General features: G+C 30.5%; 26 protein-coding genes and 3 tRNA genes. 15 read left to right on the forward strand and 14 right to left on the reverse strand.

Features of this window, described 5'->3' with window-relative positions; genetic code table 11:
- Nucleotides 1-30: 30 nt before the first annotated feature.
- Together ACMHJW_RS07025 and scpA are read right to left on the reverse strand one after the other, a co-directional pair.
- Nucleotides 31-540: a hypothetical protein gene (locus ACMHJW_RS07025; protein WP_413532703.1), complete on the reverse strand. Its 510-nt coding sequence runs from the start codon at nucleotides 538-540 to the stop codon at nucleotides 31-33.
- A gap of 74 nt (nucleotides 541-614) precedes the next feature.
- Nucleotides 615-2,750, reverse strand: coding sequence for a methylmalonyl-CoA mutase (gene scpA, locus ACMHJW_RS07030; RefSeq protein WP_413532704.1), 2,136 nt, complete (start codon nucleotides 2,748-2,750; stop codon nucleotides 615-617).
- Between the two features lie 176 nt (nucleotides 2,751-2,926).
- On the opposite strand from scpA, the gene ACMHJW_RS07035 reads away from it, so the two are divergent.
- On the forward strand, nucleotides 2,927-3,970 hold the full coding sequence (locus ACMHJW_RS07035) for a hypothetical protein (protein ID WP_413532705.1): 1,044 nt from the start codon (nucleotides 2,927-2,929) through the stop codon (nucleotides 3,968-3,970).
- Nucleotides 3,971-4,027: 57 nt separating this feature from the next.
- Here the strand turns inward: ACMHJW_RS07035 and ACMHJW_RS07040 are convergent, their stop codons facing one another.
- Nucleotides 4,028-4,297, reverse strand: a complete 270-nt coding sequence (locus ACMHJW_RS07040) for a hypothetical protein (RefSeq protein WP_413532706.1) — start codon at nucleotides 4,295-4,297, stop codon at nucleotides 4,028-4,030.
- A 220-nt stretch (nucleotides 4,298-4,517) separates the two neighbouring features.
- Between ACMHJW_RS07040 and era the strand changes: the two genes are divergently transcribed.
- The 3 genes from era (at nucleotide 4,518) to ACMHJW_RS07055 (ending at nucleotide 7,627) form a co-directional block, all read left to right on the forward strand.
- Complete coding sequence (gene era / locus ACMHJW_RS07045) at nucleotides 4,518-5,405, forward strand: GTPase Era (protein ID WP_413532707.1); 888 nt, start codon at nucleotides 4,518-4,520, stop codon at nucleotides 5,403-5,405.
- Nucleotides 5,406-5,516: 111 nt separating this feature from the next.
- Nucleotides 5,517-6,305, forward strand: coding sequence for a universal stress protein (locus ACMHJW_RS07050; RefSeq protein ID WP_413532708.1), 789 nt, complete (start codon nucleotides 5,517-5,519; stop codon nucleotides 6,303-6,305).
- 77 nt (nucleotides 6,306-6,382) lie between these two features.
- Nucleotides 6,383-7,627 carry a DUF445 domain-containing protein gene (locus ACMHJW_RS07055; RefSeq protein ID WP_413532709.1) on the forward strand — a complete coding sequence of 415 codons (1,245 nt, stop codon included), beginning with the start codon at nucleotides 6,383-6,385 and terminating at the stop codon, nucleotides 7,625-7,627.
- A gap of 52 nt (nucleotides 7,628-7,679) precedes the next feature.
- On the opposite strand, the gene ACMHJW_RS07060 is transcribed toward ACMHJW_RS07055, so the two are convergent.
- The 5 genes from ACMHJW_RS07060 to ACMHJW_RS07080 form a co-directional block, all read right to left on the reverse strand.
- Nucleotides 7,680-8,150, reverse strand: coding sequence for an ecotin family protein (locus tag ACMHJW_RS07060; RefSeq protein ID WP_413532710.1), 471 nt, complete (start codon nucleotides 8,148-8,150; stop codon nucleotides 7,680-7,682).
- A gap of 119 nt (nucleotides 8,151-8,269) precedes the next feature.
- A tRNA-Asn gene (locus tag ACMHJW_RS07065) sits at nucleotides 8,270-8,343 on the reverse strand.
- 158 nt (nucleotides 8,344-8,501) lie between these two features.
- Nucleotides 8,502-9,176, reverse strand: a complete 675-nt coding sequence (locus ACMHJW_RS07070; RefSeq protein ID WP_413532711.1) for a TIGR02117 family protein — start codon at nucleotides 9,174-9,176, stop codon at nucleotides 8,502-8,504.
- A gap of 60 nt (nucleotides 9,177-9,236) precedes the next feature.
- On the reverse strand, nucleotides 9,237-10,808 hold the full coding sequence (locus ACMHJW_RS07075; RefSeq protein WP_413532712.1) for an Rne/Rng family ribonuclease: 1,572 nt from the start codon (nucleotides 10,806-10,808) through the stop codon (nucleotides 9,237-9,239).
- Nucleotides 10,809-11,022: 214 nt separating this feature from the next.
- Nucleotides 11,023-11,319, reverse strand: a complete 297-nt coding sequence (locus ACMHJW_RS07080) for an HU family DNA-binding protein (protein ID WP_019975652.1) — start codon at nucleotides 11,317-11,319, stop codon at nucleotides 11,023-11,025.
- 104 nt (nucleotides 11,320-11,423) lie between these two features.
- On the opposite strand from ACMHJW_RS07080, the gene mutY reads away from it, so the two are divergent.
- From mutY to ACMHJW_RS07110, 6 genes are all read left to right on the forward strand, one after another.
- On the forward strand, nucleotides 11,424-12,443 hold the full coding sequence (gene mutY / locus ACMHJW_RS07085) for an A/G-specific adenine glycosylase (protein WP_413532713.1): 1,020 nt from the start codon (nucleotides 11,424-11,426) through the stop codon (nucleotides 12,441-12,443).
- Between the two features lie 37 nt (nucleotides 12,444-12,480).
- Nucleotides 12,481-12,933: a single-stranded DNA-binding protein gene (locus ACMHJW_RS07090; protein WP_413532714.1), complete on the forward strand. Its 453-nt coding sequence runs from the start codon at nucleotides 12,481-12,483 to the stop codon at nucleotides 12,931-12,933.
- Nucleotides 12,934-12,948: 15 nt separating this feature from the next.
- On the forward strand, nucleotides 12,949-13,557 hold the full coding sequence (locus ACMHJW_RS07095) for a gliding motility lipoprotein GldD (protein WP_413532715.1): 609 nt from the start codon (nucleotides 12,949-12,951) through the stop codon (nucleotides 13,555-13,557).
- 75 nt (nucleotides 13,558-13,632) lie between these two features.
- Nucleotides 13,633-14,943 (forward strand): RIP metalloprotease RseP, encoded by a 1,311-nt coding sequence (gene rseP, locus ACMHJW_RS07100; protein ID WP_413532716.1) that lies wholly within the window; start codon nucleotides 13,633-13,635, stop codon nucleotides 14,941-14,943.
- A 65-nt stretch (nucleotides 14,944-15,008) separates the two neighbouring features.
- A tRNA-Asn gene (locus ACMHJW_RS07105) sits at nucleotides 15,009-15,082 on the forward strand.
- A gap of 57 nt (nucleotides 15,083-15,139) precedes the next feature.
- A tRNA-Asn gene (locus ACMHJW_RS07110) sits at nucleotides 15,140-15,213 on the forward strand.
- A 32-nt stretch (nucleotides 15,214-15,245) separates the two neighbouring features.
- Here ACMHJW_RS07110 and meaB read toward each other — a convergent pair.
- From meaB to ACMHJW_RS07130, 4 genes are all read right to left on the reverse strand, one after another.
- Nucleotides 15,246-16,214 (reverse strand): methylmalonyl Co-A mutase-associated GTPase MeaB, encoded by a 969-nt coding sequence (gene meaB, locus ACMHJW_RS07115; protein WP_413532717.1) that lies wholly within the window; start codon nucleotides 16,212-16,214, stop codon nucleotides 15,246-15,248.
- Nucleotides 16,215-16,376: 162 nt separating this feature from the next.
- Nucleotides 16,377-17,000: a helix-turn-helix domain-containing protein gene (locus ACMHJW_RS07120; protein WP_413532718.1), complete on the reverse strand. Its 624-nt coding sequence runs from the start codon at nucleotides 16,998-17,000 to the stop codon at nucleotides 16,377-16,379.
- 300 nt (nucleotides 17,001-17,300) lie between these two features.
- Entirely contained in the window at nucleotides 17,301-19,400 is a 2,100-nt protein-coding gene (gene feoB / locus ACMHJW_RS07125; RefSeq protein ID WP_413532719.1) for a ferrous iron transport protein B, read from the reverse strand.
- Nucleotides 19,401-19,402: 2 nt separating this feature from the next.
- Entirely contained in the window at nucleotides 19,403-19,642 is a 240-nt protein-coding gene (locus tag ACMHJW_RS07130) for a FeoA family protein (RefSeq protein WP_413532720.1), read from the reverse strand.
- Nucleotides 19,643-19,817: 175 nt separating this feature from the next.
- On the opposite strand from ACMHJW_RS07130, the gene rplU reads away from it, so the two are divergent.
- Entirely contained in the window at nucleotides 19,818-20,123 is a 306-nt protein-coding gene (gene rplU / locus ACMHJW_RS07135; RefSeq protein ID WP_038334878.1) for a 50S ribosomal protein L21, read from the forward strand.
- A 43-nt stretch (nucleotides 20,124-20,166) separates the two neighbouring features.
- Nucleotides 20,167-20,424: a 50S ribosomal protein L27 gene (rpmA, locus tag ACMHJW_RS07140; protein ID WP_150431414.1), complete on the forward strand. Its 258-nt coding sequence runs from the start codon at nucleotides 20,167-20,169 to the stop codon at nucleotides 20,422-20,424.
- 386 nt (nucleotides 20,425-20,810) lie between these two features.
- Here rpmA and thiL read toward each other — a convergent pair whose 3' ends face one another.
- Entirely contained in the window at nucleotides 20,811-21,869 is a 1,059-nt protein-coding gene (gene thiL, locus ACMHJW_RS07145) for a thiamine-phosphate kinase (RefSeq protein WP_413532721.1), read from the reverse strand.
- 4 nt (nucleotides 21,870-21,873) lie between these two features.
- Nucleotides 21,874-22,380 carry an acyl-CoA thioesterase gene (locus ACMHJW_RS07150; RefSeq protein ID WP_413532722.1) on the reverse strand — a complete coding sequence of 169 codons (507 nt, stop codon included), beginning with the start codon at nucleotides 22,378-22,380 and terminating at the stop codon, nucleotides 21,874-21,876.
- A gap of 165 nt (nucleotides 22,381-22,545) precedes the next feature.
- On the opposite strand from ACMHJW_RS07150, the gene ACMHJW_RS07155 reads away from it, so the two are divergent.
- From ACMHJW_RS07155 to ACMHJW_RS07165, 3 genes are all read left to right on the forward strand, one after another.
- Complete coding sequence (locus ACMHJW_RS07155) at nucleotides 22,546-23,373, forward strand: universal stress protein (protein WP_413532723.1); 828 nt, start codon at nucleotides 22,546-22,548, stop codon at nucleotides 23,371-23,373.
- Nucleotides 23,374-23,481: 108 nt separating this feature from the next.
- On the forward strand, nucleotides 23,482-24,318 hold the full coding sequence (locus ACMHJW_RS07160; RefSeq protein ID WP_413532724.1) for a universal stress protein: 837 nt from the start codon (nucleotides 23,482-23,484) through the stop codon (nucleotides 24,316-24,318).
- Nucleotides 24,319-24,387: 69 nt separating this feature from the next.
- Nucleotides 24,388-25,599 (forward strand): NAD(P)/FAD-dependent oxidoreductase, encoded by a 1,212-nt coding sequence (locus ACMHJW_RS07165; RefSeq protein WP_413532725.1) that lies wholly within the window; start codon nucleotides 24,388-24,390, stop codon nucleotides 25,597-25,599.
- The last annotated feature ends 122 nt before the right edge of the window (nucleotides 25,600-25,721 follow it).

The raw sequence follows: 25,721 nt of genomic DNA on the forward strand, positions 1-25,721 counted from the left end.
CATCAAATTTTGAGCAAAGTTTAATTTTGCTTATAATTTTTTCCAACTTTTCGTTGAAATTTTATTTAAATCAATTTCAGAAGTTGTGATAAAAAGCGGCGTTATTTCCATAATTCGCTTTACTTGTGTAGTTTTTAAATTAGATTCTGGACAAAATGTTTCGATTAAAACAATTTTTTCTGAATCAGAAGAATTGGAAACATAAAGTGTTTTTTTGATTGTTTTATCAACTTTCCAACTTGTACAACTTCCGATGCTACAATATTCGAAGGTTAGAAGAGGAAGTAAACCAATGATAATTCCAAAGATAAATTTCATCACATTCATAAAACTCCAACCATGTTGTTTTTTTATAGAAAGTAGAAATAGTGTATAAATGCTAACTGCAGCAGCAAACGTTAATATTTTTGGAAACAGTTTTGAAAAGTGATTATTTACAAATTCTAGTTTGATAAAATCTCCAATTGTAAAGTATCCAATAAACCATATAATAAAAATTGTACAGATGATTAAGATAATATTTCGAAGAGTTTTATTCATTTCACTTTAGGTTTTGTGGTATAAATATATAAATATTCCTGTCAATAGACAGGAATACTTAAATTAAAATAGATTTACTTATTATAAGATTTTAATAAATTTTCTAAGATTTCGCATGCGCATTCTGCTAAGTTTGTTCCTGGGCCAAAGATTGCATCTGCACCATTTTGATAAAGATAATCGTAATCTTGTCGAGGAATTACTCCTCCAACTACGATATAAACATCATTTCGACCATATTCTTTCAGTTGTTTTACAACTTCTGGAACCAAAGTTTTGTGACCAGCTGCTAAAGATGAAATTCCTAAAATATGAACATCATTTTCTACGGCTTGTTTAGCTACTTCTGCTGGAGTTTGGAACAATGGCGAAATATCGACATCGAATCCCATATCGGCAAAAGATGTTGCGACAACTTTTGCTCCACGATCATGACCATCTTGTCCCATTTTTGCAACCATAATACGAGGACGACGTCCGTCTTCTTCTGCAAACTCGTCAGCTAATCTACGCGCTTCTTCAAACTTATTCATTTTACCTGCTTCCATAGCATAAACTCCTTGAATTCCTCTTGTAATTGCTTTATGACGACCAAAAACTGCTTCTAAAGCATCTGAGATTTCACCTAATGTTACGCGACGACGAGCTGCTTCTATAGATAATTCTAATAAATTTCCTTCGCCTGTTTCAGCAGCTTTTGTTAATTGAGCTAAAATATCTTGAACAGCTTCATTGTTTCGATCTTTTTTTATTTGATTTAATCGATCAATTTGTTTTTGACGAACAGCTGTATTATCAACTTCTAAAATTTCGAATTCTTGTTGTTCCAATTTCGAACGATAAGCATTTACACCAACAATTGCGACATCGCCAGAATCAATTTTTGCTTGTTTTTTTGCAGCAGCTTCTTCTATACGCATTTTAGGAATTCCTGCTTCTATAGCTTGTGTCATTCCACCTAATTCGCGAACTTCTTGGATATATTCCCACGCTTGGTTTGCCATTTCATTTGTCAAAGCTTCAATCATAAAACTTCCTCCAAAAGGATCAGCAGTTCTACAGATTTGAGTTTCTTCTTGTAAAATGATTTGTGTGTTACGTGCAATACGAGCAGAAAAATCTGTTGGTAAAGCAATCGCTTCGTCCAATGCATTTGTATGCAAAGATTGTGTTCCGCCTAAAGCAGCAGCTAAGGCTTCAATTGTTGTGCGACCAATATTATTATAAGGTTCTTGCTCTGTTAAACTCCATCCAGAAGTTTGACAATGCGTTCTTAACATTAATGATTTTTTATTTTCAGGCTCGAATTCTTGCATCAATTTTGCCCATAACATACGAGCGGCTCTCATTTTTGCAATTTCTTGTGGAAAATTCATTCCAATTGCCCAAAAGAATGATAAACGAGGAGCGAAGTCATCAACTTTCAATCCTGCTTCCAAACCAGTTTTTACATATTCGTAACCATCTGCAAGCGTGTATGCCATTTCCAAAACAGGAGTTGCTCCGGCTTCTTGCATGTGATAACCCGAAATTGAAATAGAATTGAAACGAGGAATTTTTTGAGAAGTATATTCAAAAATATCAGCAATAATTTTCATTGATGGAGTTGGAGGGTAAATATATGTATTACGCACCATAAACTCTTTCAAGATATCATTCTGAATAGTTCCAGAAAGTTGTTCTTGCAAAACACCTTGTTCTTCTGCTGCAACAATGTAAAATGCTAAAATTGGAAGAACAGCTCCATTCATTGTCATCGAAACCGAAATTTTATCCAATGGAATTTCATTGAATAAGATTTTCATGTCTTCTACAGAATCAATGGCAACTCCAGCTTTACCAACATCTCCTACAACACGTTCGTGATCTGAATCATAACCGCGGTGCGTAGCTAAATCAAATGCAACAGAAAGTCCTTTTTGTCCTGCAGCTAAATTTCTTTTGTAAAAAGCGTTTGATTCTTCTGCAGTAGAAAATCCTGCATATTGACGAATTGTCCAAGGCTGACGAACATACATTGTCGTATAAGGACCTCGCAAATATGGTGCAACGCCAGGCAGAAAGTTAATCTGTTTTAGATCTTTTACATCATCGTAATTGTAATCATCTTTGACTTGTAAACTATCTAATTCAAATGACTCTATATGTGATGGAATGTATTTTAGATCTCGTTTAAATCTAACATTCGAAAAATCTGTTTTCTGATTCATCTCGCTAAGATAAATAATAATCAATTACATTTTATAAAATTACCGTTTTTTGAAACTGCTTTCTATTCAACTTTTTGTCAATAAAACATCAAATAAATTATGAACTGTAAATTTTGGTAAAATTATTGATTGATTCTGATTATCAATAAATTAAAAACGCACAAAAAAGAATTATTATGAAATTAGAGTTTAGTAACAAAAATATTCCTCAAATCCTAGATGAATTTAAGGATAAAAATACATTTCAATGGCAAAATGATATTTTTGATTCGTTGAAAAAAATTGATTCAAAGGAAGAAACGGTTAATTTTCATTATTCAAGAGAAGATAGTATTTATGTTTCTAATTTTGATCCCAAATTTGTAAATGAAACGTTTCATTCATTAAATGAATTTTTAGGATTAAAGAAAGGAGATTCAGCTCTTCTTAGTTCATCAGTTTTAGAAAATGAAGGAGAAATATCTTTAATCCAAGCTGTAGAAGGAGGGTTAGATTTATATTGTAATGAAGATTCAGATAAAGTTAAAATTCCATTAACAGATGAAAGACAAGATGAAATTGGTTTCGCTTTAAATTATGCTTACCTAACTAAAACTCAAATAACCAATTCTTTAGAATCGCTTTCTAGAATAGAAAAAATTGCGATAGAAAACGATAGTTTATCGAGTGAATTGAAGGATAAACTGAATAAAGAAACTAAAACAATTTTTTATGAGATTTTTACAGCGAATGGTTTTCCTGTTGCCGTTAGAGAAATAAATGAAAAAGATTATACAGTTTTAGATAAAGTAGAAATATCGGAAGATGAAAAAGGTAATCTAGTTTTGAGTTCTCCATATGAAAAAGAATCATTGAATATTTATAGACAAGCAATTATTTCGGATGATAATAAAAAGTTTAGATGGATTTCGGGAGATGAATGTAAATTGAATGGAAAAAATGTAGTGAATTTAGAAAGTATCGAAGAAAAATTAAAACCTTATATCGATTACAATTTTATTGTGATTCCTTTTCCAAAAAGAGATAGCAATGAAGATGTGATTTCTTTAGTTATAGAAAGTAGATTTGCAGAACATGTAGATATTCCAAAAAGTGAATTAAAACCTGATGAAGTTCCGGAACAAACTTTTTTTATAGGAGATTTCCCTAAAAGTAATGACAAAGCAGCTATTCGAGCAGAATTAATTAGATTGTTAAAAGAATCTAATGAAAATGATTAACTAAAAAAGGGATACGATATATCGTATCCCTTTTTTAGTTTAAGCTATAAACAATTTTTAGTATTGAATATCAATTAAAGATTTTATTGGAATCAAAACTCCATTCTTTATTTGTAAAAATTTTTCTGTAACCGACCAAACTGTTGTTTCAATTTTCTTTGGGCCTTGGTCTGTTTGAAATGTAATATATGCTTTCGATTTAAACTCGTTTCCTAATCTTACTGCTCCATTCAATTTGCTTACTTCCACTGTAACATCTTCTTTTGCAGCATCTAAAAATTTATAATTTCTTACTTCTTCTTTTTCGATAAGTTCTGCTTTCATCATTTTTTTAAATTTTGGTTAATTTAATTTTCCATAACACGATTATGAAATTACTCATATTTTTCAATAAACCATAACTTTCGCTATATTTTTTTTAACTTATTGAAGATTATTCAAAATATAGACCAAAATCATTTTATTAAATTAAGATTCAACTATAAAATAAATTTTGTTCTCCTATATAAATCTGAAATATTACTAAAGAAATCATTAAATTTGTAGAATGTCAGACGAAAAGAAATTTAAATCCGGTTTTGTAAACATCATAGGAAATCCAAATGTTGGGAAATCTACTTTGATGAATATTTTGATGAAAGAACGTTTGGTAATTGCAACGCACAAAGCACAAACAACTCGTCATCGTATCAAAGGTATTTTGACAGGAGAAGACTATCAGATTGTATTTTCTGATACTCCAGGAGTTTTGGATCCAGCTTATGAATTGCAATCTAAAATGATGGATGCAGTTAAAGAATCGTTGGTTGATGCTGATGTTATTCTTTATGTTGTGGAAATAGGGGAGAAACGTCTAAAAAATGAAGAAGTTTTTGAACGTCTACAAAAAACATCTACACCAATTATTTTATTATTAAATAAAATTGATACAGCAACGCCAGATCGTTTGAATGAAGCTGTAGAATATTGGCATGAATTATTGCCAAAAGCAGAGATTTTACCTATTTCGGCCAAAGAAAATGTAAATGTAGATTTGTTGATAAATAAGATTAAAGCAATTATTCCTGAAGGTCCACAATATTATCCAGATGATCAATTAACAGATCGTTCGGAACGTTTTATTGTGAATGAAGTAATACGCGAAAAGATTTTATTAAATTATCAAAAAGAAATTCCATATTCTGTTGAGGTTGTAACAGAGCGTTTCAAAGAAGATTTGAATTTAATTTCCATTGAAGCAGAGATTTATGTAGAGCGCGATTCTCAGAAAGGAATTATCATTGGACATAAAGGCGAATCTTTATCTAAAGTAGGAAAAGAAGCGAGAGAAGAGTTGGAAAAATTCTTCGATAAAAAAGTATTTTTGAAACTTTTTGTAAAAGTGAGAAAAGATTGGAGAAGCAAGGAAAATGATTTACGTCGTTTTGGTTATTAAAAAATATTATAAAATAGATAAGTCTTGAGAAATCAAGACTTTTTTTTGTGAATATACCTAAATTTTAGTTGTAAATTTATAGAACAAAATCTATTCTTCAATTCAATTATTATGGCTAAAATATTATTTCCAACAGATTTTTCTGAAACTGCAAACAATGCTTTCTTATATGCATTAAATCTTGCTAAAGTTCTTAAAACAAATATCAAACTAATATCGGTACAATCTACTCTTAAAAATGATTTAGATGTGAGTGAAGATAACTTTGAGAATTATATCAATAAACTAAAAAACATTGCGAAAGAAAATAATCTAGAACATGTTAAAATTGAAAGCTCTTTGATTGTTGGAGACATATTATTGATGATTCTTGATATTATTAACAAAGATGATATAAAGTATGTCGTAATGGGAACGAATGGACAAAATAGTTTAGGAAAAAAAATTTTTGGTTCTAATACGATAAATGTTATTAATAATTCGCCTGCACCTGTGTTTGTAGTTCCTAGTAAAGTGAAATTTAAAGTAGAAAGGAATTTTGCTTACGCAACCTTGTTTAGTAATAAAGAGTCAAACGCTTTGTTGCAAATGAAAGAAATAACTAAGCGCTATGATAAATTATTGAACATTGTGCATGTCGGAGATAAATCAATTACGCCAGAAATGTTAAATGTAAAAAAAGAATGGGAAGAAGAATATCCAGAGGCGATTATTACCATTGAGCCAGGTAATGATGTAGAAGATGGATTAATTGATTATTGTACAAAAAATAACATTGATGTCTTAGGTCTTGTACATCGCGAATTATCATCTTTGGAACGATTATTTACGATTAATCACAGTAAACGATTGTTATCGAATGGAAATATAGCTTTATTGGTTTTTCAGGAAAGTAAATAAGATAAAAACATTTTGTGGAGAATTCTTCACGCTTTTGATTGGCTAAATTTTTGCTTCAAAACTTTCAAAATACTTATATGACCGAACTTCAGAAAATACAAAACCTCAAAAAACATAAAGCAATTGCAACAGGTTTATTCATTTTGATGGCTTTTATTTACTTTTTAATGGTTTATTTCAGTCAACATTCGTCTGCTAAATGGATTGGTTATGTCGAATCATTTGCCGAAGCAGCTATGGTAGGTGCACTTGCCGATTGGTTTGCGGTTACAGCCTTGTTCAAATATCCATTAGGACTTAAAATTCCACATACAAACCTGATTGAAAATAGTAAAAATGCAATTGGAGATAATTTAGGACAATTTGTAACTGAAAACTTTTTGACACCTTCAACCATTCGTCCATATATCGAGAAACTAGAAGTTGTAAAATATGCAGCAGATTGGTTGAATAAGCCTGCAAATCAAGAAATGTTGCAAGAAGAATTAATTAATTTTTCGAAGAAAATAATCAAAGATTTAAATGATAAAGATGTGATTGATTTTGTAACCTTAAAAGGTGATGAAATTTTAAAACAATTTGATTTGCCTGAATTGGTTTCATCAAGTTTAGAATATATTTTAGAAAAAGAAAAACACGACGAAATTTTAGAAGCAATTATACCAAAAGCAAAAGAATATATCCTCGAAAGTGATTTGGTGATAAAAGATAAATTAAATGAAAAACATCCCGTTATTTCTTTTTTTGCTGGGAAAAAAATATCGAAAGGTGTTGTGGATGGCGTGGTAAGTTTTTTAGATGAGGTAGAACAAGACAAAGAACATCCTATACGTCATAATATCGAAAATATTATTCGAGAAAATATTCAGAATATAAAAGAGTCTCCCGATTGGAAACATAGATTAGAATCGCTTCGAGATGATTTTATCACAAAAGAACGATTGAATGATTATGCTTCGGATTTGTGGTTTACAATTAAGCAAAATCTTGTAGAAAGTTTTAATGATGAAGATTCTGTCTTACAAGTTTACATTAAAAAGAATATCAAAAAACTAACAGATAATTTAAATGATAATCAAGAATTGATTGCCAAAATTAATGGTTGGGTCCGTCATTTTATTTATCGTATGATTTTGAGAAATGTCAAAGAAGTAGAAAGTTTAATAAGTAACACGGTTGATAAATGGGAAGGAAAGGAATTGAGCGAAAAATTGGAATTAGAAGTTGGAAAAGATTTACAATTTATTCGAATTAACGGAACATTAGTCGGCGGTCTTGTAGGTTTAATTATTTATACCGTTACTCAATTGATTTTTCATTAAAATATAAAAGCTCGAGATAATTCTCGAGCTTTTTTAATTAAAACTATAAATATTACTTAACTAAATTAAGTTTTTCATCTGCTTTCCAAATTCTATACTCCAATGTATAACCTTTTGGTATATAAACTACGATTGGTAATTTGCTATTGTAACGTACTTGAGTAGATGGTGCATGAACAATTTTTTCTACAGATTTGTTATTAAGACATCCCATCAAAGTTCCTCCAACATTTCCATTTGATTCGAAATTTAAATAATCATAACCCCAACCGTCAACTGTTTTTTGTTCAAAATTTCCATTTAAGAAGAAATTGTTACAAGAATCAACCATTGTTTTTTTACCTCCAAAGATTTCTACCATATAATTATCTTCATTTGGTAAAGTTTGTAATGTTATAATCTTTTGTTCATATCCATCCTTTGCTTTCGGATACATTGAATAATCTGTTTTACTATTCTTTTGAGCAAATGTTACCATAACTATTAATAATGTTAAAACGCTAAATACTTTTCTAAGTTTCATACTAAATTGATTTTTTTGTTTTCTATTAGTAAGATGTATAAAAGATAGAAAAGGTTGTGTGATGAAGTGTTAAATATTTCTAAAATAAAAAAGACAATCAATTTTGATTGTCTTTTTTGCTCCTCCTCTTGGGCTCGAACCAAGGACCCTCTGATTAACAGTCAGATGCTCTAACCAACTGAGCTAAGGAGGAGTATCGTTATCGATATTGTGATGCAAATATAGAGCAAATTTTATTACTTCCAAATCTTAAAAGTATTTTTTTTCGTCTCGAAAGTCGCTTAAACAGACAACTGTTTGAAAATGAATTAGAAATAATTTTAAAAAAATCTAGTTTTTTTTATTTCGTATTTACTTATAGTGGTAAAATATACCTTGTTGAGTTGCTGTCCACCATGGAGCAGTTTTATTTGCGGCTTTCAATGCATTTGCAGCCCAAGTATTACATGTGAAAAATAAACTATAATTACCTTTAGCTTCATAGAAAGAATCGTTATCTCCATATACAGCATCTGTTTTAATTAATTTGACCTTGTTATTTTCATTTAAATCAAATGAATTTTTTATGTAATCAACAAGTTTTTCATATTCATCGAAACTCATCACAATACGCTTACAGTCGTCTGCTTCTGTTATCTTATTATAAAATGTTGTATGTATAGCTGAGTCTCCTAACCAGAAAGCCGCATTGAAAGCAGTAGAAAATTTTAAATCTTTCCATTCAGGAGTATCTAAGTAAAACCCTTTATCTCCCCAGCCAAAAGCGATATAATTGTATTCTTTCTTAGATTTTGTATCAGAAAATGGAACAATTGTAGACCAATCAATCACTTCTGATTTCACAGGAACAACAATGTCTGTATGCATTCCGTTGGTTAAAATATACGCCGTTATTTGATCGTTAGTTTTTTCTTTTTGTTTATTAACCGGAATTAAAGGTAATAAAACCGCAGCGAGTAAATACACCACAATAAGTAAAACTAAAACACCTAAAGTTTTAAGTAGAATTCGAAAGATTTTTTTCATAGAATTTTTTGGTTGAATAACGAATATAAAAAAAACCAGCTTAAGTAAGCTGGTTTTTTTTTAATTTGATTCGTTGTAAAGTGTATTATGATCTTTATCCAAGAAGTTAAATTGTAAGTATTTGTACGCATCTCTTGGTACAATCTTAATCCACTTTTTATGCTTAAAAAACCATTTCATCTGAATGCTTGGCAATCCATGTTGTAAGTAAGCAGCTACGAAAGGATGCACATGTAACGACATTTTTCGTAAATCCTTATCTTTTCTATCAAGGATATTCAAGAGCACTTGTTCAATTTTATCAATTGTAACGATAGGTGCTTCAACTTCATTCGATTCTTGGTTCGGATTTTCTTCAGTTGTAACGAAATTCACCTCTGGGCGAACACGTTGTCTTGTAATCTGAATTAATCCAAATTTACTTGGTGGCAAAATCTTATGTTTTGCTTTGTCTTTCGCCATTTCAGCTCTCAGATGTTCGAACAATTCTTTCTTATGTTCTACATCCGTCATGTCAATAAAATCGACCACAACTATTCCTCCCATATCACGTAATCGCAACTGACGTGCAATTTCAGAAGCAGCAATTTTGTTTACGGCAAAAGCTGAATCTTCTTGATTTTTAGAATTTCGAGAAATATTCCCAGAATTCACATCAATTACGTGTAACGCTTCTGTGTGTTCAATCACAAGATATGCACCTTTAGATTGTGGAATAGTTACCGTTTTACCAAAAGCTTGTTTAATTTGTCTTTCAACATTAAACTTTTCGAAAATTGGAACAAATGGATCGTCATATTCTTTTACCAAATTAATTTTATCTGGTGCTATAACTTCCAAATATTCACGCATTTCGTCTGCTAATTCGCTATCATCAACAGAAATTTTAACGAAATCATCATTAAAATTATCTCTTAAAATAGAAGAAGCTCTATCCATTTCACTAAGGATTTTAGCTGGAGCTTTCTTTTTTTGGAGATTTTTGAAGACTTGAGTCCATTTGTTTAACAAATAAGCCAAATCTGCTTGTAATTCTTCTGCGTTTTTTTCTTCCGCAACTGTTCTGATAATAACTCCAAAGCCTTCTGGTGTTAATCCTTCTAAAATTTTGATTAAACGATCGCGTTCAGGTTTTTGTTTGATTTTTTGTGAAATCGAAACACGTTCCGAAAACGGAACTAAAACTAAATATCGACCAGCAATTGAAATTTCAGAAGTAATTCTTGGACCTTTCGTATGAATTGGTTCTTTTGTAATTTGAACCAAAACAGAATCACCAGGAGCAAAGATTTCAGTAATCTGTCCATCTTTGTCAATTGGTTTTTCCATACGGAAGTTTTTCAACTTTTCGGTTTTGTACGTATGATTTGCTACAATTTTGTTGTAAACATTAGACGAACGTACTTGTGGACCTAAGTCATGATAATGTAAAAATGCATCTTTAGAATAACCAATATCAACAAAGGTTGCATTTAAACTAGGAGCTAATTTTTTGATTTTTCCCAAGTAAATGTCGCCAACTGCAAAGCCATCATTTGCAGTATCTTGATGAAATTCCATCAAGCGACCTTCATCTAAAACTGCGATGCGTACTTGATCAGCTAAGGCTGAAATCACTAATTCTTTACTCATCAAAAAATTATGTTTTTAAAAATGATAAAAGCACTTTCCAAAATTTCCATTGAAAAGTGCTATCTTGTAAAAAGAATAAAATATATTAATAGTTAACTATTAATTATTTTTTCTTTTTGTGTCTGTTAAGACGACGACGTTTTTTGCGTTTGTGTGTCGCTACCTTATGTCTTTTACGTTTTTTTCCGCTTGGCATGATACAATTATTTTATTGTTATTTGATTACGTTTGCTTCGCTAGTCTTTACATCTTCGATGAAAGTTTTAGCTGGTTTGAATGTAGGAACGTTGTGAGCTGGGATAATGATAGAAGTTCCTTTTGTAATGTTTCTACCAGTTTTTTCAGCTCTAGTTTTAATAGTAAAAGATCCAAATCCTCTTAAGTATACATTTTCTCCTTCTACTAATGACTTAATCACCTCCTCCATAAACGATTCTACCACTCTTTGAGTATCGCTCTTTTCAAGTCCTAATTTACCTGAAATGTTATTTACTATTTCTGCCTTTGTCATAATTCCTCTTATTATTCTTAAATTTGAAAGCGGGTGCAAATATAACGATTGTATCTCAACAAAAAAACATTTTAATAGTTTTTATGAACTTCAACTATCTGATTTTGTCATATTTTGACGAAAATAAACGAGATTTACCTTGGCGTCATACAAAAGACCCATTTCATATTTGGTTGTCAGAAATTATTCTCCAACAAACAAGGGTTGACCAAGGTATGAAATTTTACAATAATTTCATACAAGAATTTGACACTATTTTCGATTTAGCAAATTCTGATGAGCAAAAAGTGCTAAAACTCTGGCAAGGATTGGGTTATTATTCCCGTGCCAGAAATTTACACTTCACTGCAAAAACAATTAGTGAAGAGTTAAATGGAATATTTCCAAATAATTTTAAGGATCTTAAAAAACTGAAAGGAGTTGGAGATTATACAGCGGCCGCAATCGCATCTATTGTGTATAATGAAGCTGTTCCAGCTGTTGACGGTAACATGTTTCGAGTTTTTGCGCGCTACTTTAATATTACAGATGATATAAGTTCTCCAAAAACAAAGAAAATATTTTGGGATTTGGGAATTGAAGTTATTGATAAAAATCGTCCAGGTGATTTTAATCAGGCGGTAATGGATTTGGGAGCGACTATTTGCACACCAAAACAACCAAAATGTGAAATTTGTCCACTAAACGAATCATGTGAAGCGCTCAGATTAAATAAGGTAAATGAATTGCCTGTTAAATTGAAAAAAACAAAAGTTTCGAATCGTTTTTTACATTTTATCGTAATCGAAAATGAAGATAAAATTGCCTTATCAAAACGAATAGGAAATGACGTTTGGAAAAATTTATACACCTTTCCTAAAATTGAAACCGAAACAGATTTATTAGATAAAGGTTGGGTTTTGGATCAAAATTTTGAAAATAATCTAACTTTCATCAATGAAGAGAAACATATTCTTTCGCATCAAAATTTATTTATAAAATATTGGAAATTAAATGTATCTTTAAAAGATATAACAACTTTGAAAGCTGAAAATGATTTTGAAATGATTGCTTTAAATGATCTCGAACATTATCCGCTTCCAAAACCAATAGAAAAATTTATAAATAAATATTATTTGGATTAACTTTGTAAGTAACAAGCCACTAAAACCTATTGCAGCTATGAATGGAACAACGAATAAAGTACTTTTGATTGGAAATTTAGGAGACGACATAAAATTGCATCATTTTGATGAACAAAATTGTATTGGACGTTTTCCAATTGCGACGACAGAATCTTATATCTCGAGAACTGGAGAACGAATTACAGAAACAGAATGGCACAATATTGTAACACGCAATAAGCTTGCTGAATTATGCGATCGTTATCTAAAAAAAGGAGATAAAGTTTTTGTAGAAGGTCGTATCAAAACACGTAAATGGGATGATAACGGGCAAACTCGTTATACCACAGAAATTGTTGCAAATTCTATTGAATTTTTGACACCAAAAGTTGATAATGAACAACGTCAAGCTATACAAAATGATCAAAACAAAGTTCAACAAAATCAGCCAAATACAACAGTCGTAGAACCACCTTTTATTGATGAAGGAGAAGACGATTTGCCTTTTTAGAAATTAAAAAATTAAATGAATTTTACAAAAATTAACGTTTTACGTTATACAATGAATTTTAAAACTATAATAGCATTATGTAGTAGTGCTATTTTTTTTGTGTCGTGTAATAAAAGCGAGGAAATAGCAAAACCATTAGGACAAGTTCGTCTTGAATATCCGCAACAAACTTATCTTACATTTAAAGAAAATGTACCTTATACTTTTCAATATTCAAACTTTGGAAAAATAGTAACAGGAAAGAAAGCAAATGCTTTCAATATTTATTATCCAAAAATGAAAGCGACAATTTATCTGACATATTTTCCGGTTCTGTCACAACAAGATTTAATTGTGCAGATTAAAGAAAGTGAACGTTTTGTGCAAGAACAGACAGTTAAAGCGAGCTTTATTTCACCACAAGAATTTTCTTTTCCTAAAAAAAAGGTTTTTGGTACTATGTATGAATTAGGAGGAGAGTCAGCAATTAATATTCAGTTCCATGCAACGGATAGTGTAAAGAATTTTTTGTCAGGTTCGGTTTACTTTAAAACTCAGCCAAAACCTGATTCTTTAGCTCCAGCAATTGATTACATTAAAAAAGATGTAAAAAAATTGTTAGAAACCTTAGAATGGAAAAAATAAACAAGCTTGATAAATAAATTCGATTAATTTTGTAATCGTTTAAAAAAATTAGAACATAAATAAATTTAAAACAATATGTTAATACAAATAGCTACCTTAATGCTTAGTTTGATGCTTTTAGTAATGCTTCATGAGCTAGGACATTATGTAACAGCGCGATGGTTTGGTGTTCGTGTAGAACGCTTCTTTTGTTTTTTCGATGTGAAATTTGCAATTTGGAAAAAGAAAATTGGTGATACAGTTTATGGTATCGGTTGGTTACCTCTTGGAGGTTACGTAAAACTTTCAGGAATGATTGACGAAAGTATGGACTTGGAACAAATGAAACAAGAACCAAAACCATGGGAATTTCGTGTAAAACCAGCTTGGCAAAGATTAATTATTATGTTAGGTGGTATTATTGTGAATATCATTTTAGCTATGATTATTTATACAGTTTTGTTCATTTCTCAAGGAAAAACTTTTGTAGATGTAAACAAAATTCAATACGGAATTGAAACAGATGCAAATCAAGTTAAATTAGGCTTACAAAAAGGCGATCTTCCTATAGGTGTTAATGGCGTTAAATATCAATCATTAAACGAGATTAATAAAGAAGCCTTATTAGGAGGGCAGACATTAGATGTAAAACGCGATGGAAAAGAAGTTGCATTACCAATTACAGAAGATTTCAGAACAGAAATTCTAAATGCAAAAGGATATTTCTTTGTTTTACAAATGCCAACAGTTGTTGATTCTGTATTGAATAATAGTGCAGCACAAAAAGCAGGATTATTAAAAGGTGATAAAGTGATTGCTGTAGATGGATTTACAACGCCATTATTTTCAGATTTAACAAAGAAATTAAAAGAATATAAAGGGAAAACCACATCTTTGAGTGTTGAAAGAAAAGGTGAACCAGTTGAATTAATGGTGAATGTAGGAAAAGATGGAAGTATTGGTTTCTTTAGATCAACTGCATACTTAGATTCTTTAATTTCTAAAGAAGATTATACAATCGGAGAAGGAATTGCAAAAGGAATAGTAGAACCATTTGAAGCAATTGCAACGCAAGTTCGTGGTATTGGGACTTTATTCCAAGTAAAAGATGTTCGTAAACAAGTTGCTGGTCCAATTGGAATGGTAAAACAAATGCCAACAGAATGGAACTGGTTATTTTTCTGGTCATTTACAGCAATGATTTCTGCTTGGTTAGCATTTATTAACTTATTACCAATTCCTGGTTTAGATGGTGGACATGCTGTTTTTGCGATCTATGAAATGGTAACAGGAAAAAAACCTAGTGAAAAAGTTTTAGAAAAAGCACAAATGGTTGGAGTCGTAATTATCTTAGGATTAATGGCATTCATCTTCGGAAACGATATTGTGAACATGATTTTTAAATAAAATTTAAAATATTTTTTGTGGGTGAAAAAAATACTTCTATATTTGCACCCACAATTAAGCAACATTCCTCCTTAGCTCAGTTGGTTAGAGCATCTGACTGTTAATCAGAGGGTCCTTGGTTCGAGCCCAAGAGGAGGAGCTTTTTTAGTAAAAAGTCAAACAAAGACTTAAAAATAAAATTTTAAAATATCGGATTTCCTCCTTAGCTCAGTTGGTTAGAGCATCTGACTGTTAATCAGAGGGTCCTTGGTTCGAGCCCAAGAGGAGGAGCAAAAAAAGACAATCAATTTTGATTGTCTTTTTTATTTTATATCAAGTTCCGTGTTGTTGGTTAACCAATCTTTTGCCATTTCAAATGCGGATAAATCTTGGTTCAACTCTAGTGGTTTCTCTTTAAGTAATTTTAAAAATTGTTGATTAATCAAATCAATTGTATAACGTTTTGCTTGATTTAATTGTTGTTTCTCTCGGTTTGAAATGTAATAATTATTTTCATTAATAAAATTGAAATAATCATTGATTAGTTCCCAAAGTTCTGGAATTTCTTTTCCTGTTATTCCAGAGCCAATGATTGACTTTCTTTTCCATTGAGAAGATTTGGAAGGTAAGAATTGTAACGATCGAACAATATCTAATTTTGCATCTTTGACTAATTTCTCTTGAAAAGAATCGGATTTATTGATGAAAATTAAATCAGCCATTTCCATTATTCCACGTTTTATTCCTTGCAAATCATCTCCAGATCCTGGAAGTTGGAGAAATAGGAATAAATCTGAAATTTCATTTACCAATGTTTCAGATTGTCCAACACCGACAGTTTCAATCAAAATATTTTCAAATCCTGCAGCTTCGCATAACAAAATTGCTTCATAGGTACGTGAAGTAATACCTCCTAAAGCTCCATTAGAAGCGCTTGGACGTATATAAGCATTTTCTTCGCGGGATAAGTCTTCCATTCGTGTCTTATCGCCTAAAATGCTTCCTTTCGAAAGAGAACTACTTGGATCAATCGCTAGAATTGCAATTTTTTCTCCTTTATTCAAAAGATATTTACCCAAAGATTCAATAAAAGTGCTTTTACCAACACCAGGAATTCCTGTAATAGCTATTCTTTTCGACGTTTTAGAAACGGGCAATAAGTTAATAATATGTTGTGCTAATTTTAAATCGTCTAAACGATTACTTTCAGCAAGAGTAATTGCTCTAGATAAAGCAAAACGATCACCATCTTTTATTTTAGAAGCAATTATTTCTGGGTCAATTTTTCGCATAAGATATAATCTTAGATTAAAGATAAAGTCTTAATTAAGAATAAAAAAAATACAAGTAAAATTTGTGAATATATTTTATATAGTTCTTGTTTTTTCGATGAAAATGAAATGTGAATTTATATATCGCTTAAATTCAGTTATATAATATTTATTAGGTTATGATTACGAATTTTTTTGTTCTTCTTTAATTCTTTTTATAAAAGCAGAAGGAGATTCGTTCATGATTTGAGTAAAAGTTGTTGTAAATGTACTATGAGAAGCAAATCCACAATCGCTTGCCAAATAGCTTACTTTGGTGTTAATATATTCTGGTTCGTTTTTAAGACGATTAACAATATAATTTACTCTCAATTCGTTTAGATAAGCATTAAATTGTTTTTGGCGACTAATTCGAATGATTTCAGAAAGATATTTTGTATTTGTATCAAATTGTTTGGATAACGAAGCAAGGTTGACATTCTTTTTGATATAGCCTTTATTTCGTTCGAATAACTCTAATTTTCGAAGTAAATCACTTTCTGTTTTAGATGAAATATGAATATTATTGCTCGGTTTTTCTTCTGTTAGCTCTTCTATATCATCAAACTGAGATGTTGTAGGAGTAATTTTAGTTATAATTTCTTCTTTAATTGGTTCAGAAACAGCTTTCTGTTTTTCTGACAAGTTATTTATATTCTCAACTAAATTTGTTGTTGATTGCTTGCTTTTTTTGGGAATAAAGTAAATGATTAATCCTAAGATGATTATTGCTAAAATTATTAATAAAATGATTAACCAAGTTTCCATTTTTGTAAAATTTATATTCCGAATTTATAAAATTAAATCAATTGATAATCATTTATCTAATTGATTATTAGTAATTATTATATTGTAAAAATACTCTGAAATATTGAAATAAAAAAGACTAACTTTTAAGAGTTAGTCTTTTTTTGAAATTCATCTTTGCTTGGAGAGCAACCGCATCCTTTAGAGCATCCTCCTCCTTTGGATTTGAATGAATTTCTTATTAATTTGACAATGTACCAAATTGCAAATCCAAAAAGGAAAGCAATAAAGATATATTGTACCCAGATATTGTCCATAGTTTTATTTTAAAAAATGATATGCAATAAATGCAACTACGTAAGCCAAACCTGTCATAAATCCTGTCTGAATTAATGTCCATTTCCATGAATTTGTTTCACGTTTTACAATGGCAATTGTACTCATACATTGCATTGCGAAAGCGTAAAAAAGTAACAAAGAAACTCCTGAGGCAAGATTGTATGCGGGTTCTCCGGTGTTTTGATTAATCTCAGATTTCATGCGCTGAAGTAAACGATCTTTTTCTCCATTGTCTTCAACATCTACTTCTCCTAAACTATAAACGGTAGACATTGTTCCAACAAAAACTTCACGAGCAGCAAACGAAGCGATTAAACCAATTCCCATCTTCCAATCATATCCCAAAGGTGCTACAACTGGTTCTATAACTGATCCTAATCGACCTAAATATGAATGTTCTAATTTGTAAGAAGCGATTTCATTTTCTAAATCTTCTTCATTCATTTTTGGATGATGCGCAGTAACGATTTCTTCAGCATTTTCGAATTTTTCGCCAGGTCCAAATGTACCTAAAACCCAAAGAATAATAGAAATAGCAAATATAATTTTACCTGCATCTATCAAAAAACCTGAAGTTTTTTTCCAAACATTAATTCCTACATTCTTCCAATCTGGAAGTTTGTAAGTTGGCATTTCTAAAATAAGATAGCTTTTATGTTTTGCTTTGATAATTAAATTCAAAATAACAGCACTTCCCAAAGCTCCGACAACACCTAAAATGTACATTACAAATAAGGCTAAGGCTTGATAACTTAAACCAAATATTGTTTTATCTGGAATAACCAAAGCAATCAGAACGATATAAATGGGCAAACGCGCTGAACATGTCATAAAAGGAGTGACAAGAATTGTTAATAAACGTTCTTTATCATTCTCGATATTACGTGCAGACATAATCGCTGGAACTGCACAAGCGGCACCAGAAATAAGCGGTACAACACTTTTTCCACTCAATCCGAAAGGTTTTAGCCATCTGTCCATTAAGTACACAACACGGCTCATGTAACCTGTTTCTTCCATTATGGAAATGAACAAGAACAAAATGGCAATTTGTGGAACAAAAACGGCAATACCTTCTATTCCGGGAATTATTGCGCCTCCAATTATTTCACTAATCGGACCTTCTGGTAATAAGCTTATTGCTTTTTCATCAAACCAACCAAATAAATCCTCAATCATCGTCATCAAAGGAGCTGACCATGCATAAACTGCTTGAAAGATTAATAATAAAATTCCTAAAAAAATAACATATCCAAAAACTGGATGAATTAATGTTTTGTCAATCTTATCTGTTAATGTTTCTTTTTCGTCGAAATTATAAGAAATAATATCATTTAATTTATCGTCTAAATGTTTATTTCGATCTAAAGCTTCTTTAACTTGTAATCTTTTCGAAACGATAGAATTTTCTTTCTTTATAGTTTCTAATTTACTTAGATTTTCTTTTGATTCGAAAGGAACTTCTTTTTGAGTAAGATATTGCCAAGCTTGATAATTTGAATTTAACTGAAATTCATTCTTAACTTTTTCTACTACAGCTGAATATTCTTTTGGGATTTCATAATTGTTTGTATACTTTGTAGCTTCTTTTGTAAAGGCTTCTATTAATTTATCAATTCCTTCGCTTGTACGAGCATTTGTTAAGTATATTTTTGTTTGAAGATAATCTTCTAACTTTTTCAAATCAATATTAAGTCCCTTACTTTTGATCTCATCTTTCATGTTGATGACAAAAATTGCAGGAACATCTAAATCTCGAACTTGTTGATACAACAAAATCGATCTTTTCAGATTAGAAGGTTCACCAATAACAACAGCTAAATCTGGATAATATTTATTGTCTTTATTTCCTAAAGTTTTGTAGACAATTTCTTCATCTAAAGAGCTTGGATAAATCGTATAGGTTCCTGGAAAATCGGTAATTAGGAATTTATTTCCATTACGTTCTATTTTTCCTTCACGTTTTTCTACCGTTACACCAGGATAATTCCCGACTTTCTGACGAAGATTTGTAAGTTTATTGAATAATGATGTTTTACCAACATTAGGGTTACCAATTAAGGCAATTTTATAATGATTCATTATTATTTTTTTGTTATCAAGATTTTATCAGCTTCATTTCTTCTAAGTGCTAAAACAGATTTGTTCGATACAATACTGATGCAGATCGGGCCTCCAAAAGGAGCTTTGTTTTTAACAAGTAAATTTGTACCAGGAATAAAACCCATTTCATAGAACTTAGCAGGAATATCATCGGTCGTAAAACCAACTACAACTGCTTGTTCACCAATTTTTAAATCCTTTAAAGAATAATTTTCAATCATTTTAACAATTTGTCTTTGAATTATCTCAAACGCAAAGATATTTATTTTTAATTAATCCAAATAGAAGATATGTCATAATATTTTTTCTTTCTAATTAAATTTCAATCAATTCAAGTAGAATAATCCAAAATTTTAATTATCTTTGCACTCAATTTTTATTTATAAACATTAATTTATGTACGCAATTGTAGAGATAGCAGGGCTTCAATACAAAGTTGAAAAAGACCAACAATTGTTTGTAAACCGTTTAGCTGGTGAAGCAGGAGACGAAGTAAAATTCGATCGTGTTTTATTAACAGATAACGGAACAATCACTGTCGGCGCCCCAGTTATAGACGGAGTTACCGTAGTAGCTAAAATCGTTGAACACGTGAAAGGAGACAAAGTAATCGTTTTCAAAAAGAAAAGAAGAAAAGGTTACCAAAAGTCTAACGGTCATCGTCAACAATTCACTAAAATTGAAGTAGCTTCAATCGGATAAGATTGAGCTGAGATTAATTATTAACTCTTAAAAACAAAACGAAATGGCACATAAGAAAGGGGTCGGAAGTTCGAAAAATGGTCGTGAATCACATTCGAAACGTTTAGGTGTTAAAATTTTTGGTGGACAAGCAGCAATCGCTGGTAACATTATTGTTCGTCAAAGAGGTACTCAACATCATCCTGGTGATAATGTAGGAATCGGTAAAGATCACACATTATTCGCTTTAGTTGACGGAAAAGTTGTTTTCACTAAAAAACGTAACGATAGATCTTACGTTTCAGTTGAACCATTATCTTAATTGATATATCGACAGCGAAAACGCTAACAATATAAAAAAGCTCGAACTTATTGGTTCGAGCTTTTTTTGTTTTTATAGTTTTTTAATACTGCAGTAAGTATTAAAATAATGACACCAATAATTAAAGTTGGAAACCAAAAGACGAGACATATTTCAGAAATTTTCACAGAGAGCTTACTGAAATTTCCTCTTGCAGTAAACATACTGATTGCATAAATAAACATTATGAGTGATAAAGCTATCAAAACAATTCCTGTTAAGGAAAGCGTATTTTTTATTGAAAATTTTCTAGTCATACTTTTAATAATAATCTAAAATACAACTTATTTCAACCAAAAAAGCATCCAATTTCTTGAATGCTTTTGATATTATAAATTAATTTATATTTAATCTTCTTCTTCCGTTTTAATTCCCCAACCTTGAGCAGTTAATGGAACCATTTGTTCGCTTCCACGCGTGATTAAGTAATTTTCTTCATTTTTACCAGTTACATAACCAATTACAGTTAAATGTGGATTTCCTTTGATTTTTTCAAAATCTTTTTGGTCAATCGTAAATAATAATTCATAATCTTCTCCACCGCTTAATGCGCATGTGATTGGATTGATTTTGAATTCTTCGGCTGTGCGAATAACAATTGAATCTAACGGAATTTTTTCTTCGTAAATATTAATTCCAACACCACTTTCTTTTGAAAGGTGAATAATTTCTGAAGATAATCCATCCGAAATATCAATCATAGAAGTTGGTTTCACTTTCAATTCTTTCAAAATATTAATAATATCCAAACGAGCTTCTGGTTTTAATTGTCGTTCAATTAAATAAGAATAGTTTTCAAAATCGGGTTGATTATTAGGATTTACTTTTGATACTTGTGCTTCGCGTTCTAGAACTTGTAAACCAAGAAAAGAAGCTCCTAAATCACCAGAAAGAACAACTAAGTCATTTTCTTTTGCGCCATTTCTGTAAGCTAAATCTTTTTCTGGAGCAGAACCAATTGCTGTCATGCTTAACACAAGTCCGCTAACAGAAGAAGTTGTATCGCCACCAACAATATCAATATTATATTTGTCGCAAGCATATTTCATTCCGTTGTAAATTTCGTCTACAGCTTCTATTGTAAAACGATTCGAAATTGCCATTGAAACCAATAATTGTTTAGGAATTGCATTCATCGCCAAAATATCGCTAATTGCCGTTACAACAGCTTTGTAACCCAAATGGCGTAAAGGCATGTACGACCAACTGAAATTTACACCTTCTACCAACATATCAGTTGATACGACGATTTTCTCTTTTTTATAATCAAGAACAGCAGCATCATCTCCAATTCCTTTGATAGAACTTTCTAACTTGATCGGAAAACCTTCTTTGATTTGATTGATTAAGCCAAATTCGCCTATTTCGGCTAAACTTGTTTTTGAAACGTTTTTATCTTCTAGCATGAGTTTATTTTTGAGTAAAAATTGAAGGATCTATATTTTCTGAACGAAAAGGTAAATTGATAATATCTTGTTTTGACATTACTTTTACTGTTTGCCCTTCAAATGATTTCTTAATATTTTCTAACATTTCTGTAGGTGGAGCTTGCATTTTTCTTTTCGACATCGAAAACCAAACACCTGTCAATTCCGAATGACAAAGATGTACACCATCTTGGTTATATAAATTATGAATAAATTGATAAATCATTCCATCTTCAGACATACCGCCTATTTCTACTGAAATGTAAATTTCTTCACCTTCCATTGCTTCTTTAAAGAATGAAAACTGTTCATGCAAAATTGCTGGACCAATTCCATATTCCGCTAAATTTTTCATCGAAATACCATAATCTCGCAAAAATGCGATTCGTGCAAAACTTGTAAAATTCATATACGAGGCATTTGCTAAATGGCGATTTGCATCCAGATCTGACCAACGAACAATGGTTTTCTGAAAATATTTATTATTCATGAATTGAGAATTTATTTGAACACAAAGTTACGGATTAGTATTTATAACAAAATCATTAATATTTTTAATGATATTAAATAAAAAAACACAATAATATTTAACATCAAATTAAAATTTATAGTTTTTATAATTTGTATATTTAATGAGCTATTAAACAGACAAATTATGAAAAAAATATTATTTCCAACAGACTTTTCAGAAACTGCTAATAACGCGTTTTTGTATGCATTAAATTTAGCTGAAAATCAGAATGCAGAATTATATGTTTTGCATGCTTTTCAATATCCAATGATAAGTGGAGGAATTGATGCAGGTATTTTACAAAATGTGTACGATACGATAGAATTAAATAATTTTGAAAATTTAAAAGATCATATACCTTTTTTAAGAAAATTAGCTGAGGAAAATGGTTTTTCGAACATCGATTTGAAATTTATTGTTAAGGAGGGAATGCTTTCTTTTGTTTTGCCAACGTTTATCGAAGAAGAAAAAGTAGATTTTGTAGTAATGGGAACTACAGGAAATACAGGATTTGATAAAGTGATTTTTGGATCTAATACCATGAATGCAATCAAACATTTAAAAATTCCAGTTTTAAGTGTTCCAAATGGATATAAATACAAAGGAATTCATAGTATAGGTTTTACAACTGTTTTTCAAGACAAGGACCGCAAAGCTTTAGATTATTTGGCTGAAATAGCTTATCGTTATAAAGCAAAAGTGCATTGTTTACATGTTTCAAAAGATGGAAATTATGATATTCCAACGCTTAATCATTGGAAAGAATATTTTAAAGATGAGCCAATCGATTTTTCTATTTATACAGCTGAGGAATCTGTAGATGCGGTTTTAGAATTTATAAAAGATGAAAAAATTGATTTGTTAACAGTTGTTAGTCGCAACAAAGGTTTCTTCGAAAAATTATTCTCTCCTAGTTTCACAAAGAAAATTCTTTCACAAAACGAAGTACCTTTATTGGTTTTTCATGAATAACGTTAAATTATACTCAATATATAAAGCTCAATCTATGATTAAATAGATTGAGCTTTTTTCATATAGAAATAAAATTATTCGTAACTTTTGAGTACAAAACACAGAATTATGAAAAAAATATTGTTTCCAACAGACTTTTCAGAAACAGCCAATAATGCTTTTTTATATGCATTAAATCTTGCAAAAAGTATAGATGCGCAAGTTTTTGTTCTACATGTTTACGAATTGCCATTGATCACTGGAAGTTTGAGCGCGGGGTTAATTCAGAATGTATATGAAACGGTAGAATTAGGAAGTTTTGACAGTTTTAAAGATAATATCCCTCAATTAAGACAAATAGCAGACGAAAATGGTTTAAATGAAATTCCAATTAAATTTATTCTAGAAGAAGGGAATCTGTTGTACATATTACGAGAGATTATAAACGAAGAGAAGATAGATTATGTAGTAATGGGGACGGATGGAAATTCAGGAATTGAAAAAATGTTTTTCGGCTCAAATACAATCAATGCAATTACTTCGATGAAAATTCCAATCTTGAGTATACCACATGGAATGTCGTTCAAAGGATTTAAAAATATAGGTTTTACAACCGTTTTTGATCAGAAGGATAAAGATGCATTAAAGTATTTGGTTGAAATTGCAAATCGACATCATGGAAAAATACATTGTATGCATGTTTCAAAAAATGGAAAATATAATGAACAAGCTTTAAAAGAATGGCAAAATGAATTTGCTAACGATCCTGTTGTTTTCGAAATCTATGATAATTCAGATCCAGTAGATGCTGTATTAGATTTTATCAACGAAAAAGAAATTGATTTATTAACGGTTGTTAGTCGAAATAAAGGATTTTTTGATAAAATATTTTCACCAGGATTTACAAAAAAAATTGCCAATAAAAATATTACACCTTTGTTCGTTTTTCATGAACAAAAAGCATAAAAGAGCATGTTTTTACATGTTCTTTTTTTATTGAAATTTTTGTTAAAAATAAAATTTTAACTTTGCCTCGTGAAGAAAATAGCCATTGTAGGAGGTGGCGCTGCAGGATACTTCGTTGCAGCAAACCTTGGAAAAACTGTAGGACAACAAACTGTATTATTTGAACAAGCAAATTTACCACTTCAGAAAGTACGTATTTCGGGAGGAGGAAGATGTAATGTAACTCATGCTTGTTTTGATCCACTTGATTTAATTGAATATTATCCGAGAGGAAAAAAAGAGCTATTAAGTGTTTTTTATACTTTTCAACCAGGAGATACAATGGCTTGGTTTGAGGAACGAGGCGTTGAGCTAAAGATAGAAGATGATAATCGTATTTTTCCCGTGAGCGATTCATCGCTTTCTATTATTGAAGCTTTAACAAAAGCAGTTGATAAAAACAAAGTTCAACTTAATTTTTCTGATGGTGTACAAGAAATCAATAAGGTTGATGGAGGTTATGAATTACTTACAAAATCGGGAAAACATTTTTTTGAAACTGTAATCATCACAACAGGAAGTACTCCGAAATTTTGGAAAAATCTAAAAGAACTTGGGTTGAAAATAGTTCAACCAGTTCCATCTTTATTTACTTTTAATTGTAAAGATCCTAGAATAGAAGGATTGATGGGGATTTCTTTCGAAAATGCAGAAGTTAAAATTGCCCAACAAAAATTAGATGCAGAAGGTCCATTGTTAATTACACATTGGGGATTTAGCGGTCCTGCAATTTTGAGATTATCAGCTTGGGGAGCTTTAAAGCTAAACGAAAGTAATTATAAATTCGACGTAGAAATTAATTTCATTAATCAATCTAAAGATGAAGTGATTTCATTTCTGAATAATAAAAAACAAATTGACGCGAAAAAAAATATACACAAGAATAATCCGTTTGATTTTCCTAAAAGATTTTGGCATAGTATCCTAAACTATTGCAAGGTTGATGAAAATAAGGTTTATGCAGATTTATCCAAGAAACATATTGAATCAATTGCAATTGAATTGACGCAAAGCAAATATCAAGTGAATGGGAAAAGTACATTCAAGGATGAATTCGTAACTGCAGGAGGTATAGATTTAAAAGAAATCGACTTTCATACAATGCAATCAAAAAAACTACCTCAGTTATTTTTTGCAGGAGAAGTTTTAAATATTGATGCAATCACAGGAGGATTCAATTTCCAAGCTTGTTGGTCTGAAGGATATATTATATCAGAAAAACTTAAAAATATTTATCAATAGTGTACATTTTACACGATTATTATTTTTGATTAAAGTCTTAATAATAAAGATTTTTTTAAAATTTATTATGTTAACATAACATTATTATAAAATTATGTTATTTTTGTTTAAACAGAATTATT

This window comes from Empedobacter brevis, assembly GCF_965118635.1.
GTDB lineage: Bacteria > Bacteroidota > Bacteroidia > Flavobacteriales > Weeksellaceae > Empedobacter > Empedobacter brevis_A.

Bases quoted from the DNA above. Each gene is read 5' to 3' on its own strand.
- ACMHJW_RS07025 (WP_413532703.1), bottom strand. From the start codon at position 540: ATGAATAAAACTCTTCGAAATATTATCTTAATCATCTGTACAATTTTT.
- scpA (WP_413532704.1), bottom strand. From the start codon at position 2,750: ATGAATCAGAAAACAGATTTTTCGAATGTTAGATTTAAACGAGATCTA.
- ACMHJW_RS07035 (WP_413532705.1), top strand. From the start codon at position 2,927: ATGAAATTAGAGTTTAGTAACAAAAATATTCCTCAAATCCTAGATGAA.
- ACMHJW_RS07040 (WP_413532706.1), bottom strand. From the start codon at position 4,297: ATGATGAAAGCAGAACTTATCGAAAAAGAAGAAGTAAGAAATTATAAA.
- era (WP_413532707.1), top strand. From the start codon at position 4,518: ATGTCAGACGAAAAGAAATTTAAATCCGGTTTTGTAAACATCATAGGA.
- ACMHJW_RS07050 (WP_413532708.1), top strand. From the start codon at position 5,517: ATGGCTAAAATATTATTTCCAACAGATTTTTCTGAAACTGCAAACAAT.
- ACMHJW_RS07055 (WP_413532709.1), top strand. From the start codon at position 6,383: ATGACCGAACTTCAGAAAATACAAAACCTCAAAAAACATAAAGCAATT.
- ACMHJW_RS07060 (WP_413532710.1), bottom strand. From the start codon at position 8,150: ATGAAACTTAGAAAAGTATTTAGCGTTTTAACATTATTAATAGTTATG.
- ACMHJW_RS07070 (WP_413532711.1), bottom strand. From the start codon at position 9,176: ATGAAAAAAATCTTTCGAATTCTACTTAAAACTTTAGGTGTTTTAGTT.
- ACMHJW_RS07075 (WP_413532712.1), bottom strand. From the start codon at position 10,808: ATGAGTAAAGAATTAGTGATTTCAGCCTTAGCTGATCAAGTACGCATC.
- ACMHJW_RS07080 (WP_019975652.1), bottom strand. From the start codon at position 11,319: ATGACAAAGGCAGAAATAGTAAATAACATTTCAGGTAAATTAGGACTT.
- ACMHJW_RS07090 (WP_413532714.1), top strand. From the start codon at position 12,481: ATGAATGGAACAACGAATAAAGTACTTTTGATTGGAAATTTAGGAGAC.
- ACMHJW_RS07095 (WP_413532715.1), top strand. From the start codon at position 12,949: ATGAATTTTACAAAAATTAACGTTTTACGTTATACAATGAATTTTAAA.
- rseP (WP_413532716.1), top strand. From the start codon at position 13,633: ATGTTAATACAAATAGCTACCTTAATGCTTAGTTTGATGCTTTTAGTA.
- meaB (WP_413532717.1), bottom strand. From the start codon at position 16,214: ATGCGAAAAATTGACCCAGAAATAATTGCTTCTAAAATAAAAGATGGT.
- ACMHJW_RS07120 (WP_413532718.1), bottom strand. From the start codon at position 17,000: ATGGAAACTTGGTTAATCATTTTATTAATAATTTTAGCAATAATCATC.
- feoB (WP_413532719.1), bottom strand. From the start codon at position 19,400: ATGAATCATTATAAAATTGCCTTAATTGGTAACCCTAATGTTGGTAAA.
- ACMHJW_RS07130 (WP_413532720.1), bottom strand. From the start codon at position 19,642: ATGATTGAAAATTATTCTTTAAAGGATTTAAAAATTGGTGAACAAGCA.
- rplU (WP_038334878.1), top strand. From the start codon at position 19,818: ATGTACGCAATTGTAGAGATAGCAGGGCTTCAATACAAAGTTGAAAAA.
- rpmA (WP_150431414.1), top strand. From the start codon at position 20,167: ATGGCACATAAGAAAGGGGTCGGAAGTTCGAAAAATGGTCGTGAATCA.
- thiL (WP_413532721.1), bottom strand. From the start codon at position 21,869: ATGCTAGAAGATAAAAACGTTTCAAAAACAAGTTTAGCCGAAATAGGC.
- ACMHJW_RS07150 (WP_413532722.1), bottom strand. From the start codon at position 22,380: ATGAATAATAAATATTTTCAGAAAACCATTGTTCGTTGGTCAGATCTG.
- ACMHJW_RS07155 (WP_413532723.1), top strand. From the start codon at position 22,546: ATGAAAAAAATATTATTTCCAACAGACTTTTCAGAAACTGCTAATAAC.
- ACMHJW_RS07160 (WP_413532724.1), top strand. From the start codon at position 23,482: ATGAAAAAAATATTGTTTCCAACAGACTTTTCAGAAACAGCCAATAAT.